This is a genomic window from Paenibacillus radicis (ex Gao et al. 2016), assembly GCF_014641555.1.
GTDB lineage: Bacteria > Bacillota > Bacilli > Paenibacillales > Paenibacillaceae > Pristimantibacillus > Pristimantibacillus radicis.
Genome location: NZ_BMHY01000012.1, coordinates 29,965 through 50,299 on the forward strand (window position 1 = coordinate 29,965; position 20,335 = coordinate 50,299).

The window sequence follows — 20,335 nt, forward strand, 5'->3', positions numbered from 1 at the left end:
GTAAAAGTGCAGGTGAAATGGCCCCAAAGGGGCTATTTGGCTCATTTTAGCCCAATCAAACTGTATATTTGCATTTTGAAGGCAATTTAAGCCGAAAAAGTGCGTGGCAAAATGCACTTTTGCATTTTGATCATATACGATCCGGAGAGAAGAGAATCAGGGCAGGGGGGAAGGTGAAATACATCAATAAATATGGATATAGATAGAAAATAATACTATAATTGTTTTACCTGAGGGAGGAGGTTTGGCTTAGTTATGAAAAGGAAATTAGGTTTACCTCTAACTATAATTGGTATTATAATTGCTGTCTTTTTAATATGTTTTCTATACATTGCTAGAGGGTATAATGTCAGTTTAGAAGGATTAAAGTATCAGCTAGGCGAAGAACATGCACAGGTCTCGGAGTCTGCGGTGCTAAAAATCGATGGCAAGGTGAAGAAAAGCATTACCGGTCAGAGAACCTTCATTGGAACGATAGATATATCAGGTGATGATAATCCTGTGCCTAAAGAGCATAGGAAATTAGAAATCAAACTGCAGCGTGATGGCTCGGGCATCATTATATATAACTATAATGATAAGGGGATACCCGTCATGTATAGTTACGGAACACTTTACACCAATTCAAATTTCAGTGAAGTAACCATCGCAATCTTTGATCGAAAGGAACAATCATCCTCAGGCTCTTGGAGAGCGGAGGACGGATTGATGTTCAGTGCGCCTGCAAACAGCAGGGATGAAGCTTTGGCAATCTCCAACAGACGGATGAGCCGGGTCTTACAAGACGTAACTCTAAAGTAGCTAAAGGTTTGCGGTTTGTAATTGTCCCTTCTCCTGTGCAATAGCTACCCCTTGAACTTAAACCTACCGACGGAGTGGCTTCGAGTTCATGCTGACTTTTCGATGATTGCATCGTCCCGATCGAGTTAACGATCGGTGGCAATCAAGAACGGCAGCATGAGCCGAAACGACGGAGTCCAGTGCCCTTGAACTTGAATTTGAACTTAAACCAACAGACGGAGTGGCTTCGAGTTCATGATGACTTTTCGATGATTGCATCGTCCCGATCGAGTTAACGATCGGAGGCAATCAAGAATGGCAGCATGGACCGAAGCCACGGAGTCTCGCAACCGCTTTCTATTTTGTAATAATGCTGTAATCAATTTATAATCGTTCCTTAATATCGTTAACCTATAATAGAACTCGACCCCCTTTTTAAAAATATAAATTTCTTGGACCTACAACTCGTTTGTAGGTTTTTTTCTTTTTACGGACTTAAGTGGTGACATCACAGGATAATGAAAAATAAAAAGGCAGTATCAAAGACCAACTTCCCGGTCCATTGATGCTGTCTTTTAGTTTATAGAAACAAAGATACAATCCAAGGCGCTGTGCAAAGCGTAACGAAAGCAGTCAATAGCATGGCGATGCCCGCTACCGAGCCGGTCACTTGGCCGTATTCGAATGCTTTGCTGACCCCTGCGGAATGGGCGCTCGTTCCGAAGAGAACGCCTCGTGCGATCGGATTCCGAATTCGGCACCAGCGGACGATTAGCGGGCCGACAATCATGCCGAGCAGGCCGGTGATGAGTGTGGCAACGGCGGTAATGGTCGGCAATCCGCCAAGCATATTGGAAACGGCTAGCGCGATCGGCGTTGTAGCCGAGCGAGGGGCGAGCGTCTCCATCATCTGTGCGTTCAGCCCAAGCAGCCGGGCCAACCCGGCGGAAGTGATAATGGCTGCGATAGCGCCCGAGCTGACGCTAACCGCAATGAGCAGGGCATTTTTTTTCAGCACATCAAGATGCTTGTAGAGAATGACGGCGAGGGCAACAGTAGCTGGCTCAATCATGTCGGTTAGTACACCTGCACCGTTGTTATATTGCTTGAACGGTACGCCTAACAGCTCAATTGCGATAATGATGATAGCTGGTGTGACTAGAAGCGGAGTTAGCCACAGCTTCGGATAAAAGCGGTAGAGACGCTTTGCACAGGCATATACAGCAATCGTAGCCAGCAGCCATAGTGCAGCCTCAATCATCCTGCCACCCCTCCTTCACGTTGTTCCCGTTTTCCGCCGCCAACAACAGCTCCTGCCACAGCAGCTTCATTAGGCGCGATCCGCTGTGCAATCATGCCAGCACAGAGCATGACTGCGACCGTGCTGCCGATAATAGCGAGCAAAATTACAGGACCGCTTGAGACGATTAAGCTTTTATAATTGACGATCCCTACAGTGGACGGGATAAAGAATAGCAGCATTTCGGCCAGCAGCCAAGCGGCTCCGGCATCGACCCATTCGATGCGCAATAGTTTTGTTTTCAGCAGGGTGAACAATACAGCGATACCCGCAACGCTGCCCGGAATGGGCAAATGAAGCAGTTGAACGGCCAGAGCTGAAAGCTTGGAAATAACGATGAGCAGCAGAACTTGCCCAATCGTGCGAAGTGTTTTTCTGTACATGTGGTTCAGCTCCTCTTCTTGTTGCTTTCTTAGTGTACTGCAAGTTGTATTATAGGTAAAATGAATATACAGAATGATTTACATTCCATTCGGCTATGATATAAATGGAGGGCTCACATGGATATCCGGCATTTGCAGTACATTAATGAAATCGTGAAGCAGCGCAGCTTCACCAAAGCGGCAGAGTCGCTGCATGTTGCCCAGCCTACAATCAGCAAATCGATCCGTAATTTGGAGAATGAGCTGCGCTTTGAGTTATTCAACCGGGATGGCAAAGCGGTGAAGCTGACGGATGCCGGAGAAGTGGTGTATCGCTACGCGCAGCCGATTCTGCAGCTGTTCGACAGCTTGACGGCGGAGGTTAACGATTTGTCGTTCCTTCATAAAGGCTCGATCTCGATTGGATTGCCGCCAATGGCAGGGTCGCGGTTTTTCCCCTCGGTACTCAAGCGTTTCCAGGAGCGTTATCCCGGCATTTCCGTACAGATGGTGGAGTACGGCGCAGTCCGAATTGAAGAAAGCGTCGGCAGTGGTGATCTGGATGTTGGCGTCGTCCTGACTCCTGTGGATACGGAACTCTTTGAATCAATCCCTCTCGTCAGAGAGAAACTAAATGTCATCATGCCGACTTCCCATCCGTTCTCGGGCAGACAGTCGATTGCCTTATCAGAGCTTTCTTCCGAGCGGTTTATTTTGTTCAGCAATGAATTTACCCTTCATGATCGGGTTATCGAACATTGCCGTGACGCAGGCTTCTCACCTCAGATTGTCTACGAAAGCTCACAATGGGATTTCATTACGGAGATGGTGGCGTCCGGTCTTGGCATTGCTATGCTGCCGGAGACAATCTGCCGAGCGCTGGATCCTGTGCAAATCAGTTCAGTTCCGTTGATAGAGCCGATTATTCCCTGGGAGCTTGTTATGGTATGGAGGCGGGAAGGGTATTTGTCACTGGCGGCTAAAGCTTGGATTGCTTTTGTAGAGGAAATGTTTGCTTGACTTTTCGGCCGTATACGGGTAATATTAAGCCTTAATATCATAAAAATGATTTGTTGATGGAACGAAGTAATCCCGTGCACGTACCCAGAGATGGATGCCTAGGCTGCAAGCATCCTTATGGTGGCAGGATGAAGAGACCTTCCGGAGAACAATCGGCGAACGAGAATAGCTTTGTTGAACAGAGCTGACATTGAGTAGCCGATATGCGTGTAACGGGCGTTAACCGTTTATGAGCGGACAGGTCTTATAAGACAGTCCGGAATTTGGGTGGCACCACGGGAGTTCAGACTCTCGTCCCTGGCGATGAATAGTCGTCAGCGACGAGAGTCTTTTTGCGTTCCAGATGAAGGCAACAAAGAACGGACAGGGGTCAGGAGGGAAAAGCATGGCATTTCAGAAATTGCCGGGCACACAGGACATATTGCCTGGAGCGTCGGAGCGTTGGCAGTATGTGGAGCAGAAAGCTCGTGATATTTGCCGGCGGTACAACTTCCGTGAAATTAGAACGCCGATGTTCGAATCGACGGAGCTGTTTCAGCGGGGCGTAGGCGAGACGACGGATATCGTCGAGAAAGAAATGTATACGTTCACCGATCGCGGGGACCGGAGCGTGACGCTTCGTCCTGAAGGAACGGCTGGCGTTGTCAGATCTTATGTTGAGAACAAGCTGTTTGGCGAGCCGGATGTATCGAAGCTGTATTACATCGGTCCGATGTTCCGCTATGAGCGACAGCAAGCCGGCCGTTATCGCCAGTTCCACCAGTTTGGCGTCGAGGCGTTGGGTTCGGTTGATCCAGCTATTGATGCTGAGGTCATTGCGCTTGGTTACAGCTTCTATACAGAGGTTGGCCTGAAGGGAGTCCGCGTGGAGATAAATTCCGTCGGTACACCTAAGGTTCGCGCCGATTTCCGTGAGAAGCTGCTGGCTTTTCTCGAGCCAAAACGCGAGTTGCTGTGCAAGGATTGCCAATCGCGTATGGACCGCAATCCGCTGCGCGTATTGGACTGCAAGAACGATCAGCATCACTTCGAGGGGGCGCCTTCGATTCTCGACAGCTTGGACGAGGAGTGCAGCACGCATTTCAACAAGCTGCAGCAATACCTTTCCGATATGGGCATCCCTTACACAATCAATTCACGTCTTGTACGCGGATTGGATTACTACACCCATACCGCTTTCGAGTATAAGTCGGAAGGCATCGGCGCTATCGATACAATCGGCGGCGGCGGGCGTTACAACGGTCTGGTTGCAGAAATCGGCGGTCCGGATCAGCCGGGCATCGGTCTCGGTCTTGGCCTCGAGAGAACGATCATGCTGCTCAACAAGCAAGCTGAGCAAGCAAGCGAGCCTCAGGTGGACGTCTATCTCGTTGGTCTTGGCGAGGCGGCGGAACGCGAAACGGCTAGACTTGTTTATCAGCTTCGTCAGGACGGCATTCGTGCGGAGCGGGATTATTTGGGCCGGAAAATGAAGGCGCAAATGAAATCGGCCGACCGTCTGCAAGCCCGGTACACCGCTATTCTTGGCGATGACGAGCTGTCGCGCGGAGAAATTGCACTGAAAGACATGGCGAGCGGCGAACAGCGCTTCGTAGCGCTTGATCAGCTCTCCGCCCAAGTGAAGTCTTAGTAAACAAACAAACAAGCAACAAGCTCCAACAGCAATTCCAACATTATCTGATCAAAAAGGGAGATTGAACTCTATGATGCTCAAAACTCATCATTGCGGTACTTTAACGAAAGCTGATATCGGCCAAACCGTAACATTGAACGGCTGGGTTCAGCGTCGTCGTGACCTTGGCGGCGTATTGTTTATTGATTTGCGCGATCGTACAGGCATTGTTCAAACCGTATTCAACCCGGATTTCTCCGGCGATGCACTGGCCATTGCTGACCGCGCCCGCAACGAGTTTGTTCTTGCGGTAACCGGCACAGTCGTTGAACGTGATGCGGAAACGGTTAACAAAAACCTCGCGACAGGCGAGATTGAAATCCGCGTAACGGAAATCGAAGTAATGAACAGCGCGAAGACGCCTCCGTTCCCAATTGAAGACAGCGTTGAAGTTGACGAGTCGCTTCGCCTAAAATATCGTTACCTCGACCTGCGTCGTCCGGAAATGCAAAAAACATTGCTGCTTCGTTCGAAAGCATCGAAAATTTTCCGCGACTTCCTCGATAACGAAGGCTTTATCGATGTAGAAACACCGATCCTGACGAAAAGCTCGCCAGAAGGCGCGCGTGATTACTTGGTGCCAAGCCGTGTGCATGAAGGCGAATTTTTCGCCCTGCCGCAATCGCCGCAAATTTTCAAACAGCTGCTTATGGTCGGCGGTATCGAGCGCTATTACCAAATCGCACGCTGCTTCCGTGATGAAGATCTTCGTGCGGACCGTCAACCGGAGTTTACGCAAGTCGACATCGAGACTTCGTTCCTGTCGCAAGATCAATTGCTGGGCATGATGGAGCAGCTCGCTGCACGTCTGTTCCTCGAGACGATTGGCGTAGAATTGGAGCTTCCTTTCCAACGTATTACGTATGAAGACGCGATCAACAAATACGGCTCGGACAAACCGGATCTTCGCTTCGGTATGGAGATTGAAGACATTACGGATATCGTTGCAACGAGCGATGTAAAAGTATTTGCAAGCGTTGCGGCAAGCGGCGGCGTCGTGAAGGCGTTCAACGCAAAAGGCTGCGGCCACTGGAGCCGCAAAGAGCTTGACGATCTGCAGCCATTCGCTGCCCGTTACGGCGGTAAAGGTCTGGCGTGGATTACGATTAAAGAAGGCGAATGGAAAGGTCCAATCGTTAAATTCCTGAAGCCGGAAGAAATCGCAGCTCTTACAGAGCGCCTGCAAGTAGAAGAAGGCGACTTGCTGACTTTCTCGGCCGACAAGAAAAAAGTCGTAGCCGACGTGCTTGGCAACCTGCGTCTGAAAGTAGGCCGCGAGCTTGGCTTGATCGACGATTCGAAGTTCAAATTCGCATGGGTTGTTGACTTCCCGCTGCTTGGCTGGGACGAGGATCAGAAGCGTTATGTAGCGGAACACCATCCGTTCACACGTCCGAAGGACGAAGACGTGCACCTGTTCGATACCGATCCGGGCAAAATCCGTGCGCAAGCGTACGACATCGTGCTCAACGGTTATGAAGTAGGCGGCGGCTCGATGCGTATCTACAAACGTGATGTTCAGGAAAAAATGTTCAAAGCGCTGGGCTTCACGATGGAAGAAGCGCATGAAAGCTTTGGCTACCTGCTGGACGCGTTCGAATACGGCACGCCTCCGCATGGCGGCATTGCCTTCGGTTTAGACCGTCTTGTGATGCTGCTTACAGGCAGAACGAACCTGCGCGAGACGATTGCCTTCCCGAAAACGGCAAGTGCAACCGACCTGTTGATGGACGCTCCATCCACTGTCGAGCAGTCGCAGCTGGAGCAGCTTCATATCCGCACGGTTCTGAAACCAAAGCCTGAAGCGGCTAAACCGCAGGAATAAGGCGAAGGAGGCGGCCACGATATGCTGCATCAATTTTCGCGTACAGAGCTTGCGATAGGTCCTGAAGGACTTGAGCTGATGAAGGGGAGCACGGTTGCTGTGCTCGGCATCGGCGGGGTAGGTTCTATCGCAGCCGAAGCGCTCGCCCGTACGGGTGTAGGACGCATCATCCTGATCGATAAGGATGTCGTTGATATTACGAATGTTAACCGTCAGATTCATGCGCTGACGACGACGGTAGGCCAGCCTAAGGCTGACCTGATGCGCGACCGGATTAAGCTCATTAATCCGGATTGCGATGCCGTGTCGCTGCGGATGTTTTACACGGAGGAGACGTACGAGCAATTATTTGCTTATGAGCTCGATTATGTTGTAGATGCATCCGATACGATTTCGTATAAAGTGCATCTTATCAAGGAATGCCTCGAGCGCGGCATTCCGATCATTTCCAGCATGGGTGCGGCGAACAAGATGGACCCGACAAGGTTCCGTGTAGCCGACATTTCCAAAACCCATACCGATCCGATCGCCCGCGTCGTTCGCACAAAGCTGCGCAAGGATGGCATCAAGAGGGGCGTGAAGGTCGTATTTTCGGACGAGCTTCCGAAAAAGCCGCGTGAGGATGTAACGCAGCGGATCGTACCGGAGAACGCTCCGGAAATCCGTAAAGCGAAGCAGCCTCCGGCAAGCAACGCATTCGTGCCGCCGGTTGCCGGACTGATTATGGTCAGCGTTGTGGTGCAGGATATGTTGAGCAAAGCTGGTATTGAAGTTTAATGAAACAGAAAAGGGCGGTCGCAGAAGGGAATTCCCTCCTGCGACCGCCCTTTTTCAATGCAATCGTAACGTGATTAATTTTGTTTCGTTTTTTTCTGCTCGACCAGCTGAGTGAGCTCAGAGATAAGTGAATCCAGCTTGCCATAGCCGTCAACGAGATGATTGATTTTAGAATCCTGGTTCTCCATGCTCGCACAAACTTCTTCGACGGAAGCCATATTTTGCTCTGTCGTCGCAGCCATGGATGTCATTTCGTCAGCAATGGACGAGTATTGTTCATGCAGCTGACGGGAAGAAACGCCAACCGTATCCGATTGCTGCTTCACTTGCTCGGTGTTGCCGTTAATGCTGCGAATGATTTTTTCGACCTGCTGCGCTGCGTTATAGCTCACATCGGCAGCCTGGTCGCCGAGATTGACTTGCTCGCTGACTGCGCTAATTTGTGTATGGATGGCGCCGAGAATATCGTTGATCTCATTGGCAGCCAGACTGGCATTATCAGCTAGCTTGCGCACTTCACCGGCTACGACGGCAAAGCCGCGTCCTTGTTCACCGGCACGAGCCGCTTCAATTGCAGCATTGAGCGACAGCAAATTCGTTTGCTCTGAGATTTCACTGATAGAGCCAACGATGGAGCTGACACGCTCGTTCTGTTCAATCAATTGCTTCATCATTTCTACCGTTTGTGAGATGATCGCGCGCACGCGTTCCACTTCTGTAGACAACGTATGGACGAGCGTATTTCCATCTTCAGTCAGTGCGGCTGTATCCGCCGAATATTGCTGAAGGCGGGTAGCACCCTCCAGAAGCTGCGTCACTGCGCTTTCAATCGTTTGCGCAGAGCTGCTGACGTTAAGCACCATACCAGTTTGCTTCTCGATGGAAGCCGACATTTCCGTAAACGTCGTTGTAACCTCGCGTGAAATCTGTCCGGTGGATTGCGCCGTATTTTTCTGCTCGCTGCTGAATTCTCCAAGAACGAGAATCGAAGATTTCATTTTCTCTACCAGTTGCTCAGCCATTTCCTTGGAAGCAAGCGCATCGCTTCGTTCTACTAGCACTTCCTCTTGCAGCTTCTGGCTAAACTTGGCCGAAGAAGCAAGCGCAATCGTGATGAAAATAATGTACAAATACAAGTAGATCAGCGAATCGTTAGGGAATAAGATATCTTTGTATTTCGGGGTCAAAAACAGATAAGTACTAAGACCCATGCTAAGCAGCCCGGAGAACACAATAGGCTTATAGTCCGCATACAGCGTCATAAGTGCGATGCCAACGAATGTTAAGAAGTATGTGCTTATGATCGGATTTGGATCGGATACGATAAGAAGCGTCGTAATCGCCATTAATATAATCGGTACATAATACATAATGTAAGAAACTAAAATTCTTTTGTAAGTCATGAAGGTAGCAATGCCGATACTGACTGTGCCTACTATCACAAGCAGCAAGATCATATCGGTGCCCAGCCCTGCGCCGATATCGGCAACGATACCGAGCGCGAGCAAGCCCCATAATATTTTTATGAACAAACGATTTCTTTTGTCTAGCACAGTCAGTTCTTTCTTCATCGTCATCTACCTTCTCTTCCCGACTATTGAATTTTAGGTAGTGGTTATGCCTGATCCAATTCTATGACTGTCCGGATAGGCAAGCCACTCATATTGCTCTTTGTTGCTGTACATGCGCTCCATATCGAAAATAACCGGAATGACATAATCGCCTTTATAAAAGGTTTTTTCTCCTGCTTTCTCCATCGGCACGTGGAATGTAATGCGCAGCGCGCGGTAAAATACCGGCTCCAGCAAAGATATAAAGTATCGGAATTGATGCGTCTCTGCGCTAAAAACGGCGGAAGAGAGCAGGTCCGTTATCGGATGGCCCCTGTATTGCTTAATGACTGCGATTTTGTCGATTTCGGCTACTTGTGCAGGATCAGCTGCAATTTTCGGATGGTTATGGAAAGGCGCAACAGAATCAATTATGCTAACACCAGGTGTATAGGCTTTGATCTCGGAGGTGCCGACGTATTGGCCTTCCGGGGAGATCGCAACGTATCTCTCCAGCGCTTGCTCGGCATACTCCAGCTCATAGCCCTTTTCTTTCCATACGGTGGTCCAAATACTGTTGAACATCGTCAGTTCCCATTCAGTCTCGACTTTCTTGAACAATCGACAGCACTCCTCTTATCCTCTCTCTCTTTACAGATTAGTTATCTAGTCTCTACTTGTTCCCTCTCCATACAGCAAGTCGATCGTACGATGTTGCATAAAAGAATAATTTACCACTAATTATTATCGGTATATTCAATAAAAATGTTAATACCTAAAACCTACGTTTTACCTAGGGATTGTGAAGATATAGTGAAACAAAAGGCCCATTCCCGGGAATTCTTGAGTTCTGGCGAACACTTGTACGATATGCTATGATCGTAGTAACGGATAAAGAAAGTAGTGAATGCGCATGGACTTATTTAGCTACCAGGAAGCAGAAACGCCGCGTGCGAGGCTGCTGGCGGATCGGCTGAGGCCGGAGACGCTCGACGAATATATTGGGCAAGAACATATAATAGGACCAGATAAGCTGCTTAGAAGAGCGATAGAAGGCGACCAGGTGTCGTCTATTTTGCTCTATGGGCCGCCGGGCTGCGGCAAGACGACGCTGGCGAACATTATTTCCAAGCGTACGGCAGGTGATTTCGTGAAGCTGAATGCAGTTGACGCTTCCGTGAAGGACGTTCGCGAAGTGATCGACCGGGCGCGCAGCAGCAAGATGCTGTACGGGAAAAAAACAATTCTGTTTCTTGACGAGGTACATCGTTTTAATACGTCACGGCAGGATGCGCTGCTTCCTGCGGTTGAGCAAGGTATCATTATATTTATTGGGGCGACAACGGAAAATCCGTTTCATCATGTGAACGGAGCGTTGCTGTCCCGTTCTACGCTGTTTCAGCTCCAGCCGCTTGATGAGCGGCATGCGCTGGAGGCGATGAAGCGGGCGCTGAACGATAAGGACCGCGGACTTGGCTTTATGAATTTGAAGGTCGAGGAGGATGCGTTAGCGCATCTCGCAGCAATGGCAGGAGGCGATATCCGGCGTGCGCTCAATGCGCTGGAGCTTGCCGCCGTAACGACGCCGTCGGAGCCGGACGGGTCCGTCCATATTACAATCGAAGTGGCGCAGGAATCGATCCGCAACAAAGCGCTGCGGGCCGATCCTTCCACGCAATACGATGTGCTCTCGGCGTTTCATAAAAGCGTAAGAGGCTCCAGCGACGCTGCCCTTTTCTGGTTTCTCTATGCGGTAGAGAAGCTGGGCATGGACCCGATGACGTTCATCCGCCGGTTAATCGTCGCTTGCAGTGAGGATATTGGCCTAGCCAATCCGCAAGCGATGATTCAGGCCGTGACAGCAATGGACGCCTATCACAAGATCGGCTGGCCCGAGGCGAAGTATAATGTTACACAAGCCATTCTATTCGCAGTGGAAAGTCCAAAGTCGAATGCCGTGGCAATGGCGATCGCTAAGGCGACAGCGACGATTGAAGGGATGGGCAGCGCCGAAGTGCCGCTCCATCTGCGGGATACCCATTACAAGGGGGCGCAGCAGCTTGGGCATGAGGGCTATAAATATCCGCATGACTATCCGGGGCATTATGTAGAGCAGCAGTATTTGCCGGATATGCTCAGGAACATGAGTTTTTACAAAGCGTCAGAGCAGGGGATGGAGCAGAAGATCGCGCATAACCAGCAGCTGCGAGGCAAAGGGAAGAAATAATTATTGAAATAGACGGTCAAACTTAACGCTTGTCCCCTCTTCGCCATAAAAAATGAACCCCCTAGAATTTATTCGGTCAGGGGGTTTTTCCAATGCCTATTGTAAGGGCGCTCCAGAGTTGCTTTTCTATATCTCGACAATTTTTTGTCCTGCCGAGAGGAACATCGGGATTTGTGCAGAATAGTAAATTATGTAAATGTAAGTTATTTTGTATCAAAATTGTGATCACAAAGATGTCAGCCTTTTTTATCCGCATAGTCCAATATGCCAAAGATGGTGCTATGTTTAAATGATTTGTATAGTAAAGCAATACGTATTCTATAATTATCAAATGCCTGCTTCTCCGTACTTTCTGCTGTATTTAATTGAAAAAAGGCTAAATTACAGTAAGTATAAAGGAGAGGTCAAAATTTATATAAATATACCTGATTTATTAATTTTCCAATTCCCTTTTTTATTGATTCTAATCGTATGTTTAAAGCTTTTCGCTAAAAAGAATATGGCCTATATTGCTTTCAGCTCTTTATTTTTTATTTATTCGCTGTATGTATTGAAGTTCACATTATTACCTATTCCAATTAGGGAGTATCTAGAAGTCGTAAGAAACGGAACTATATTGCAGCTTAATTATAAGCCACTTTGGCTTTCAGAGACCTTTTTGTTCCCGCTTAAAGAGCAAATTCTTAATATATGTTTATTTGTACCTTTGGGCTATTTGAGTAATTATTTATTTAATCTTACCCTGAAGAGGGTTGTTCTCCTGGGGTTATTTGGTAGTTTATCTATTGAATTAACCCAGCTGTTATTAAGTATCAGCATGAGATATCCATATCGGGTTGTTGATATTAATGATGTTATTTTTAATTTCACAGGAACACTTATCGGATATTTTGTATATAGAGCTTTTTCTCGCATGTACATTGCATCAGTTAACAAACTTAATGTTAAATTAGGACCAGTCGGTCAGTTCATTTATGATAGAGGAAAATAACTGAAGTCTGCTAAAGAACGCAGCCTTTTTTATAGGTTTAAAACAAAGCCGGTGCTTCCAAGCTCCGGCTTCTTTTTTATACAAATCTACAACGCATCGCTACATTCCCCCTCTTGCCAATTTTAATAGAGTTGAGCGACAATGGATGCACATTCCAGCCAATAATAGTATAGAACAGGGGAACTAGATGATGAAGGTAGAGAAGAAGCCGGCGTTTATTAGTATTCGGACCAAATTGCTCATTCTTTTTTGCGTCTTGATTTTTCTGCCGCTGATTGCGCTCAGCACCTTGTCCTACAACATTTCAACGAGAGCGATGACGAATCAGGCTGTGAAATCGACGGCGACGCTGCTGGATGCCAACGTAGCGAATATTGAATCCGTTATCCGCGAGGTAGAGTCGACCTCAAGCTACGCGATCGTCAATAAAGATATTCGCAGCTACTTAACGATGACCTCCGTCGATTCCGATCCGAAGCTCGCATCGGCGCTTATCGATAACATAAAAGGATTTATCGAATTTATTTTAATTTCCAAGGGCTACATTCATTCCGTAGAGTTTAGAGGGGTGGACGACCGTCAGATCGCCTATGGCTCCCGATTTATCGGAAATGAAGAAGAATGGATCGACAAAGCGGTTCAAGAGAGAGGGAAAATCACCTGGACAGGACGTTATGAGAACGGTGATATCCATCATGAACCGATCATTTCGCTAGTCCGCGTCATTAATGACTATAATGCGATCGATAAGGCGCTAGGCATCGTCATTATCCGCCTAAAGGTCTCCAAGGTGAATGAGCTTATTCAAAGCAAGGATTCAGGAGCTATCGCGGGCACTTTGCTGCTCGATCATGACAGCAATTCGATTACGGAACAACGGTCTGAGCCGGGAGACAAGTTTCAACTGGATAGCAGCAGCATACAGCAGCTTGTCAACAGTGAAGGAAAGCCTGTCGATGACAAAGATAATCTGCTGTTGTACAAAAAAATTGCCTATACCGGCTGGGGTTTAATTTCCTGGGTCGATAAGGATCATCTGTTCAAAGAATCAAGGTCGATCCAGTTCTATACGATACTGATCGTGGCGATATCGATCGCGACCGTGCTTTACGCTTCTTGGCTTATTTTCAACTGGATACTTAAGCCGATTGAAAGATTGACCAAAATGATGAAAAAAGTGGATGACAACTATTTTAGAAAAATTACCGGGATTCGTTCTAAGGATGAGATCGGCTTGCTGGCGGCGAACTTCAACGCCATGATGGACCGGATTCACGATCTTATCGACAAGGAATACAAGCTGACGCTCAAGCAGAAGGAAATTGAGCTGCATGTTCTCCAGATGCAAATCAATCCCCACTTTCTGTACAACACGCTCGACATGATTCGCTGGAAGGCCAGAATTGAAAAAGCGATGGAAACGAGCCGGTTAATTCAAGTGTTATCGACGTTGTTCCGCTTGAGTCTTCACCGATCGGGAACTTGGGTTGAGCTGAAGGACGAGGCGCTGTACGTGAGGAGCTATCTTGATCTTCAACAGCAAAGGCTGGGTGCGCGATTGACCTGCGAGATCGATATAGAGGATGAATTGCTGGCTTCCTATGTACCAAAGATGATTTTGCAGCCGCTTGTTGAGAATAGCATCGTTCATGGCATGCCGGGCCAGCAAAAGCCGATGCATATAACGGTACGGAGCACGCGGCTTTCTGCAGGCGACGCCTATCATATTGATATTATCGATGACGGCTTAGGCGCTGATACTCAGGCGTTATCCGACTTGATCGCCTACACAGGCGAAGGGAGCCACGGCATGCGCAACGTCTATCTGCGGTTATCCCTATGGTTTGGCGACCGGTTCCGTATGGAGTTTTTGCCGGCAGCGGCAGGAACCCATATCCGGTTAACGATTCCATTCGTCGATACGATACCAGCCGAATCTTCACAGTAAGTTTAAAATAGTGGATGCTGAGTTAATTTAATCGGTTTCTGGCTGGAACCGTTTTCCCTACAATAATGATAACGGTTACAAACACCGCAAAACAAAAATGAGGGGGATTACGATGAAACGCGCACACACAGTCATAAGTAAAGCTGTCAGCATCATGCTGGTTCTGATCTTGTCTATTGGTTTAACGGCATGCGGAAGCGGAAGCAACAGCAGCAACGAACCGGAGAATAAACCGAGCAATGGGGGAACGACCACAGAAGCACCGGCCAAAAACGTAGAATTGACGTTCTGGAACATTTGGAACGGGTCAGATGCGTACATGGGCGTGCTGAATGATAAGGTAAGCGAATTCCAGAAAGAAAACCCGAATATTAAAGTCAAAATCGAGCAAATGCCGCATGACCAGTACAAGCTGAAATTAAAGGCAAGTGCAGCAGGCCGGCAATTGCCGGATATGTTCGTCGTATGGCCAGGCGCAGAGCTGAAGCCGATGGTAGACGGCAATACGGTCCTGCCAATCGATGATCTTGCCGCGGAATATAAGGACAAGCTCATTCCGAGCGCCAACTTGATCGACTATCAAATTGATGGCAAGCAATACGCGATTCCTAACATTGTCGTATATACCCATATGATTTACTACGATAAGGACATTTTGGCCCAAGCGGGTTACAGCGAGTTTCCGAAGACCTATACGGAATTCAAGGAAATGGTTGTAAAAGTCCGTGAGTTGGGAGTTACGCCAATCGCTCTCGGCAACAAAGGGCAATGGGTTCTTCAATCCTGCTACATCTCCACGATCGGCGACCGCATGACAGGAAGCGACTTCCTGGTCAAAGCGATGAGCGGAGAGAAGAAGTTTACCGATCCTGAGTTCGTCGGCGGTTTGAATGTCATTAAAGAACTGACGGATTTGAAAGCATTCAATGAAGATTTGAATACGATCGACAACAATCAGCATTTGGATTATTTTGTCCAAGGTAAAGCGGCTATGTTCGTTGAAGGCACTTGGTCTCTTGGCGGTGTACAAGAGAAGCTGCCGAAAGATCGTAATCTGGGTCTTGCCATCTTCCCGGCTGTTGAAGGCGGAGCAGGCAACCCGCAAGCTTTGTCGGGGGTTACGGGACAAGGCGTTGCGATTAACAAAGATATCGATCCAGCCAAGCTGGATGCAGCCCGCCAGTTTATCCGGTTCCTGAGCAGCGAGGATACGTATAATCGTCTTCTGGCCAAGGATCAGCTTGTTCCGGCAACTGTGACGGTTCCGTCTGATGCGTCCGATACGTTGAAGCAGCTCATTAGTCTGACCAGCGGTGGCGTGGCTCCTGTATATGATGCGGTGCTGACCCCTCAGTTAACCGAAATTATTAACAATGGACTTCAGTCCATCACGATGGGCACCAAGTCGCCTGAGGAAGTAGCAAGCGAGCTGGAAGCGGCTAAGGCTAAATAGTTCATATAGGAACGAACTTCGGAGAATCAGGGGTATTCCTTGATTCTCCGCTTTAATTAAGAAAGGAGCAATCTCTCGCATGCATCTATTAAATCGCAACAAGTGGCTGATCTGGCTGGGAATTTCTCCTTCCCTTATCGTGTACACATTGTTTTGCATGATTCCTATTGGCATTTCCTTCTATTATTCCTTTCAGAATTGGGACGGATTTTCCGACCCCTCGTTTATCGGATTGGACAACTTTGCGGCTTTAATGAAAGATCAAGTATTTTGGAGCTCGCTGAAAAATAATATGTTCGTACTGCTGGCGTCCGTGCTTGGACAAATTCCGATCGCTTTGTTGTTCGCTTTGCTGTTGAACAGTAAGCTGAGAGGCGCTAAGTTTTTCCGCACGGTAGGTTTCCTGCCGGTAGCTATCTCGACGGTCATTATTTCATTGACCTGGAACATGATCTATAACACGCAATACGGATTAATTAATACGCTGCTCAAAGCGGTTGGTCTGGATCATTTGGCACACAATTGGCTGGGCGATCCGAAATGGGCCATGCTGGCGGTATGTCTGACGATTATATGGCAATATGTCGGCTTGTATCTGGTAATCTTTCTGGCAGCGCTGCAAAACGTCCCGGCGGAAACGCTAGAGGCAGCGGAAATCGACGGGGCAACCGGCTTCGTCAAAACGGTTAAAATCATTATTCCGATGATATGGGGCACGATTCTGGTTTCAGTTATTTTATGTATTAGCGGAAGCTTAAAAACGTTCGATTTAATCTATGTCATGACGAACGGAGGACCGGCTCATACGACCGATGTCATGGCCATCTATATGTTCAACAAAACATTCTCCTCCTTTCAGTATGGATACGGTAGTGCGATATCCGTTGCCATCTTCGTGGTCAGTCTGCTATTGATTTCCGTTGCTTCACGATTGCTGAAAGCGAAAGAAGATTAAGAGAGGAGAGGCGAGAGATGCCCCATACCATTACCGTTCCCCCAGAGAAAGCGATGCTAGAGAGGGATACGAGACATTCGATGAGAAAAAAGATACTCAAGCTAGTCGTCTATATTTTTTTAACCGCCTATAGTATAGTCAATTTATTCCCGATCCTGTGGATGTTCATGAACTCCTTTAAGTCGGATGACGCCTTTTCCCAAAGTGTACTGGCATGGCCAAAGCAATGGCTGTTCGCCAATTATGCGGAGGCATGGAGAGTAGCCAAGCTAGGCCTGTACTTTTCCAACAGTATGATTATTGGCGTGCTGGCTGTCTTGTTTACGGTACTATTAGGCGCCTTCGCGTCCTATTTTCTGGCCAGATTCCGATTTAAGCATCAGACGAAAATCTACAATTATTTCGTGTTTGGCATGCTGATTCCGATCCATGCGACACTCGTTCCGTTATTTATACTCGAAAACAAGCTGCATATGCAAAACTCGTATCTGTCGTTGATCGTGCCCTATATCGCTTTTGGACTGCCGATCACCATATTTATTCTGGTAAGCTTTATGAAGAGCTTCTCCAAAGATATTGAGGAATCTGCCATCATGGATGGCTGCGGGCCGCTGCGTATTTTTTGGTCCATTATATTGCCGATGTCGATGCCGTCGATCGCAACGGTCGTCATCATTAACTTTATCAACAACTGGAATGAGTTTTCATTTGCCTTGGTGCTTGTGAGCAATCCGGATTTGAAAACCGTTCCGCTCGGGCTTTCTAATTTCGTAGGTCAATATACCACATCATATACGACGCAGATGGCAGGCTTGACGATGGCACTCATTCCGGTCATTATCGTCTTTCTATGCCTTGAAAGTTATTTGGTTAAAGGAATGACGGCGGGTGCCGTTAAGGGCTAGCCAGCAGCATCTGGACATCTAAGGGAGGAACATGGGAATGAAGCTTAGAATGCTGATCGTGGACGACGAGCCCATTATATGTATGGGATTGAAGGAAACGCTGCCTTGGCATGAGCTCGATATCGAAATCGCAGGTGAGGCTTATTCCGGTCTGGAAGCTTTGGCTATTCTGGAGAAAGAAAAGGTGGACCTCATTCTGAGTGACATTCGCATGCCTGAGATGGATGGGTTGGATCTGGCGGCCAAGCTGCATGAGATCGAGCATCCTGCTTCCTTCATTCTGCTCAGCGGATACGAAGAATTCGAATATGCAAAAAGAGCGATTCAATATAATGTGAGAGATTATTTGATTAAGCCGGTAGATGTTGATCAATTGATGAGAACCGTGGAATCGGTCTGCCGGACGATTCGGGCAGCGCGTGAGAAGCAGGGCAGCGAGCTTCGCAATCAGCTGGAGCATCGGCTTCGTCAATTGCTAATGCAGGCGCATGAAGGCGTGCATGATCTTTCCATGCCGGAGCAGGAGATGCTCTTCCCGCTGCCATATCGGCTGTTTGCCAGCGCTGTGCCAAGCTATGATCATTTGTCATACGGGATGACGGATGAAGCCGTTCGGCAATTGCATGCGGCATGGCAGAATAGGATAGAGGCTAGACTGAAGGGGCTTGGATACGAGACGATATCGGTATTCGTTCATCCGAACCTGCATTTCATATACGGTTACGGCAGTGACGGCTTGCAGGAGGAGGTTTTTCCGCAGTCGTTCTGCACGCTGGAATGGAACGGCTCGGATATTCCTTTGTGGGTGTGTGAGTCTCCGCCACAGACCAGTCTCGCATCATTGAAGAACGCGTACGAGCAGGTCGTGCTGCAATTGAAGCGTCTGGAGATAGGGATGGACGGGGGAACCAAAGAGAGAAGACAGGAAGCGGATGCCGTGTCGGCTTATCCAGAGGCGCTGGAGAAGCAGGTCGTGGAGACGTTTTTCCAACAGGATGTCGAGCAGCTGCGGCAAGCAAGCCGGGAGCTCTTTCTCTATTTGAAGGAAAACCTGTTTCTGCTGCAAGAGAGCTGGAAGGTGTGTCAGCTCATTAAAGTGCTCATTTATCGTCGTCTGAAGCATGTAGGCGTCCGGGTTGATGAGAAGGACTCTTATTTTACGGATGCGGACTTATTCGTCCATAATTCCTATGCATCGTTGGAGCGGCTGTACTGGGACGAGCTTATGACGCTCCAGACGATTATGAACAGCTCGAATGTGGGGAAAAACCGCTGGGTCGTCAATCGGGTGAAGGAATGGATTCACCAGGAATTTACTCAGGATTTGAAGGCTTCTACTATTGCCGACAGGCTTCATATTACGCCGAATTATTTCAGCCATATTTTCAAGCAGGAGACGGGCAAGTCTTACAATAATTACTTGAATGACGTGCGGATTGAAACAGCCAAGGGGCTGCTTCGGGACACGGATATGAAAATTGCCGATATTGCAGATCGTGTCGGATACAATGACTACAAATATTTTGTAAACGTGTTCAAAAAAACATGCGGTGTATCGCCGTCCGAGTATCGGGAAACGAGATATCAATAGCAAAACGAACGACTTGTAAACGGGTGACGTTTACAGGTCGTTTTTTTGTGTGTGGAGAGCTTATCTTTTCTTGGCGCGATACTGAAGCGGGGTCATGCCTATGCAGGTTTTGAACACTTTGCAGAAGTAAGGAGCCGAGGCGAATCCGGTCGCTTCTGCAATGTCTTTGGCGGTAAGAGCGGTGCTGGACAGCAGACTCTTGGCGTGAGAGAGGCGGCTTTCTTGAAGCTTCTCCTTGAACGATTTGTTGTAATACAGCTGCATAATACGTTCCAACTGACGGACGCTTACGCCAATCAGACCCGCCAGCTCGGAAGGAGTCAGCATCTGGTGGCTGTCTTTGAAATAGTTGTCGGCAATAAATCTTCGTCTGTCGTCCAGTATTTTTCGCGGAAAATAATAGCTGGGCGCCCGATCCCCATCGGCGAAGTTGCGGATGGCATGGATAATAATTTGGGATGCCAGACTCTGAATGTAGGCGTAGTAGCCGAGCTTGCGGCTGGACACCTCTGCAAATAGATGCTCGAATAGCGGAATCGTTTCGAACGCGTCGCGTCCAAACCAAAAGTGGGTATTCCGCAGCGTTTCCAGCATTTCCTCTACTTCGGTTTCAATATAGTCATCATTTTTTTTCTTCCGCCGGCCGGTTACCTCAAGCTCGAAGTTCATACAGTATTCACACATCGGGTCTTCATCGTCTGCCTGCTGTTCATGGTAGATATCGGGTCCGGTGAGGTAGAAGACGCCGGGTTCAATGGGGAATTGCTGATCGGATACACGAAGCATGCCCCGCCCGCTCGGAATAAAGTGCAGCTCATAGCTGCTATGGCTGTGGTTCTTGAAATGCCAGGCCGGTGTAGCCGGCTCGAAATTGATATAAAGAATATTAAACCGGATATGGCCAATGGATACTTTAATATCCAGATCCATATGGCGTATCGGCTCATGCCTTTGCAAGTGTTCCATCTGAATGACCTCC

Annotated in this window: 17 protein-coding genes; 12 read left to right on the forward strand and 5 right to left on the reverse strand. The window is 48.2% G+C overall.

The genetic code is table 11. From position 1 onward, the window contains the following. Window positions 1–255: 255 nt before the first annotated feature. Entirely contained in the window at window positions 256–801 is a 546-nt protein-coding gene (locus IEX98_RS23310) for a hypothetical protein (protein WP_188892040.1), read from the forward strand. Between the two features lie 559 nt (window positions 802–1,360). Here IEX98_RS23310 and IEX98_RS23315 read toward each other — a convergent pair. After that, the gene (locus tag IEX98_RS23315; protein ID WP_188892042.1) at window positions 1,361–2,041 is read right to left on the reverse strand and encodes an LrgB family protein; all 681 of its coding nucleotides are present in this window, start codon (window positions 2,039–2,041) and stop codon (window positions 1,361–1,363) included. After that, window positions 2,038–2,463 (reverse strand): CidA/LrgA family holin-like protein, encoded by a 426-nt coding sequence (locus tag IEX98_RS23320; RefSeq protein WP_188892045.1) that lies wholly within the window; start codon window positions 2,461–2,463, stop codon window positions 2,038–2,040. Before IEX98_RS23320 ends, IEX98_RS23315 begins: the two co-directional genes overlap by 4 nt. Before the next feature lie 117 nt (window positions 2,464–2,580). Between IEX98_RS23320 and IEX98_RS23325 the strand changes: the two genes are divergently transcribed. The 4 genes from IEX98_RS23325 to IEX98_RS23340 all read left to right on the forward strand — a co-directional run bounded on the left by IEX98_RS23325 (window position 2,581) and on the right by IEX98_RS23340 (window position 7,736). Next, window positions 2,581–3,462, forward strand: a complete 882-nt coding sequence (locus IEX98_RS23325) for a LysR family transcriptional regulator (protein ID WP_188892047.1) — start codon at window positions 2,581–2,583, stop codon at window positions 3,460–3,462. 385 nt (window positions 3,463–3,847) lie between these two features. Further along, entirely contained in the window at window positions 3,848–5,092 is a 1,245-nt protein-coding gene (gene hisS, locus IEX98_RS23330) for a histidine--tRNA ligase (protein ID WP_188892049.1), read from the forward strand. Between the two features lie 73 nt (window positions 5,093–5,165). Beyond that, the gene (gene aspS / locus IEX98_RS23335; protein ID WP_188892051.1) at window positions 5,166–6,959 is read left to right on the forward strand and encodes an aspartate--tRNA ligase; all 1,794 of its coding nucleotides are present in this window, start codon (window positions 5,166–5,168) and stop codon (window positions 6,957–6,959) included. A 21-nt stretch (window positions 6,960–6,980) separates the two neighbouring features. Continuing rightward, entirely contained in the window at window positions 6,981–7,736 is a 756-nt protein-coding gene (locus tag IEX98_RS23340) for a tRNA threonylcarbamoyladenosine dehydratase (protein ID WP_188892053.1), read from the forward strand. Window positions 7,737–7,810: 74 nt separating this feature from the next. On the opposite strand, the gene IEX98_RS23345 is transcribed toward IEX98_RS23340, so the two are convergent. Together IEX98_RS23345 and IEX98_RS23350 are read right to left on the reverse strand one after the other, a co-directional pair. Continuing rightward, entirely contained in the window at window positions 7,811–9,307 is a 1,497-nt protein-coding gene (locus tag IEX98_RS23345) for a methyl-accepting chemotaxis protein (RefSeq protein ID WP_188892167.1), read from the reverse strand. Between the two features lie 33 nt (window positions 9,308–9,340). Then, entirely contained in the window at window positions 9,341–9,907 is a 567-nt protein-coding gene (locus IEX98_RS23350) for a hypothetical protein (RefSeq protein WP_188892055.1), read from the reverse strand. Window positions 9,908–10,199: 292 nt separating this feature from the next. Between IEX98_RS23350 and IEX98_RS23355 the strand changes: the two genes are divergently transcribed. The 7 genes from IEX98_RS23355 to IEX98_RS23385 all read left to right on the forward strand — a co-directional run bounded on the left by IEX98_RS23355 (window position 10,200) and on the right by IEX98_RS23385 (window position 19,356). Continuing rightward, window positions 10,200–11,513 carry a replication-associated recombination protein A gene (locus IEX98_RS23355; protein WP_188892057.1) on the forward strand — a complete coding sequence of 438 codons (1,314 nt, stop codon included), beginning with the start codon at window positions 10,200–10,202 and terminating at the stop codon, window positions 11,511–11,513. 289 nt (window positions 11,514–11,802) lie between these two features. Further along, on the forward strand, window positions 11,803–12,504 hold the full coding sequence (locus IEX98_RS23360; RefSeq protein ID WP_188892059.1) for a VanZ family protein: 702 nt from the start codon (window positions 11,803–11,805) through the stop codon (window positions 12,502–12,504). A gap of 187 nt (window positions 12,505–12,691) precedes the next feature. After that, on the forward strand, window positions 12,692–14,452 hold the full coding sequence (locus IEX98_RS23365; RefSeq protein WP_188892061.1) for a cache domain-containing sensor histidine kinase: 1,761 nt from the start codon (window positions 12,692–12,694) through the stop codon (window positions 14,450–14,452). A gap of 112 nt (window positions 14,453–14,564) precedes the next feature. After that, window positions 14,565–15,905, forward strand: coding sequence for an extracellular solute-binding protein (locus IEX98_RS23370; RefSeq protein WP_188892063.1), 1,341 nt, complete (start codon window positions 14,565–14,567; stop codon window positions 15,903–15,905). 79 nt (window positions 15,906–15,984) lie between these two features. After that, window positions 15,985–16,860 (forward strand): carbohydrate ABC transporter permease, encoded by an 876-nt coding sequence (locus IEX98_RS23375; RefSeq protein WP_188892065.1) that lies wholly within the window; start codon window positions 15,985–15,987, stop codon window positions 16,858–16,860. Between the two features lie 80 nt (window positions 16,861–16,940). Then, complete coding sequence (locus tag IEX98_RS23380; protein ID WP_188892168.1) at window positions 16,941–17,765, forward strand: carbohydrate ABC transporter permease; 825 nt, start codon at window positions 16,941–16,943, stop codon at window positions 17,763–17,765. A gap of 37 nt (window positions 17,766–17,802) precedes the next feature. After that, on the forward strand, window positions 17,803–19,356 hold the full coding sequence (locus IEX98_RS23385; RefSeq protein WP_188892067.1) for a response regulator transcription factor: 1,554 nt from the start codon (window positions 17,803–17,805) through the stop codon (window positions 19,354–19,356). A gap of 60 nt (window positions 19,357–19,416) precedes the next feature. On the opposite strand, the gene IEX98_RS23390 is transcribed toward IEX98_RS23385, so the two are convergent. Next, complete coding sequence (locus IEX98_RS23390) at window positions 19,417–20,322, reverse strand: helix-turn-helix transcriptional regulator (protein WP_188892069.1); 906 nt, start codon at window positions 20,320–20,322, stop codon at window positions 19,417–19,419. Window positions 20,323–20,335 lie beyond the last annotated feature (13 nt).

Bases quoted from the DNA above. Each gene is read 5' to 3' on its own strand.
- IEX98_RS23355 (WP_188892057.1), top strand. From the start codon at position 10,200: ATGGACTTATTTAGCTACCAGGAAGCAGAAACGCCGCGTGCGAGGCTG.
- IEX98_RS23315 (WP_188892042.1), bottom strand. From the start codon at position 2,041: ATGATTGAGGCTGCACTATGGCTGCTGGCTACGATTGCTGTATATGCC.
- IEX98_RS23345 (WP_188892167.1), bottom strand. From the start codon at position 9,307: ATGAAGAAAGAACTGACTGTGCTAGACAAAAGAAATCGTTTGTTCATA.
- IEX98_RS23340 (WP_188892053.1), top strand. From the start codon at position 6,981: ATGCTGCATCAATTTTCGCGTACAGAGCTTGCGATAGGTCCTGAAGGA.
- hisS (WP_188892049.1), top strand. From the start codon at position 3,848: ATGGCATTTCAGAAATTGCCGGGCACACAGGACATATTGCCTGGAGCG.
- IEX98_RS23370 (WP_188892063.1), top strand. From the start codon at position 14,565: ATGAAACGCGCACACACAGTCATAAGTAAAGCTGTCAGCATCATGCTG.
- IEX98_RS23375 (WP_188892065.1), top strand. From the start codon at position 15,985: ATGCATCTATTAAATCGCAACAAGTGGCTGATCTGGCTGGGAATTTCT.
- IEX98_RS23325 (WP_188892047.1), top strand. From the start codon at position 2,581: ATGGATATCCGGCATTTGCAGTACATTAATGAAATCGTGAAGCAGCGC.
- IEX98_RS23360 (WP_188892059.1), top strand. From the start codon at position 11,803: ATGATTTGTATAGTAAAGCAATACGTATTCTATAATTATCAAATGCCT.
- IEX98_RS23390 (WP_188892069.1), bottom strand. From the start codon at position 20,322: ATGGAACACTTGCAAAGGCATGAGCCGATACGCCATATGGATCTGGAT.
- IEX98_RS23380 (WP_188892168.1), top strand. From the start codon at position 16,941: ATGAGAAAAAAGATACTCAAGCTAGTCGTCTATATTTTTTTAACCGCC.
- IEX98_RS23385 (WP_188892067.1), top strand. From the start codon at position 17,803: ATGAAGCTTAGAATGCTGATCGTGGACGACGAGCCCATTATATGTATG.
- IEX98_RS23320 (WP_188892045.1), bottom strand. From the start codon at position 2,463: ATGTACAGAAAAACACTTCGCACGATTGGGCAAGTTCTGCTGCTCATC.
- aspS (WP_188892051.1), top strand. From the start codon at position 5,166: ATGATGCTCAAAACTCATCATTGCGGTACTTTAACGAAAGCTGATATC.
- IEX98_RS23310 (WP_188892040.1), top strand. From the start codon at position 256: ATGAAAAGGAAATTAGGTTTACCTCTAACTATAATTGGTATTATAATT.
- IEX98_RS23365 (WP_188892061.1), top strand. From the start codon at position 12,692: ATGATGAAGGTAGAGAAGAAGCCGGCGTTTATTAGTATTCGGACCAAA.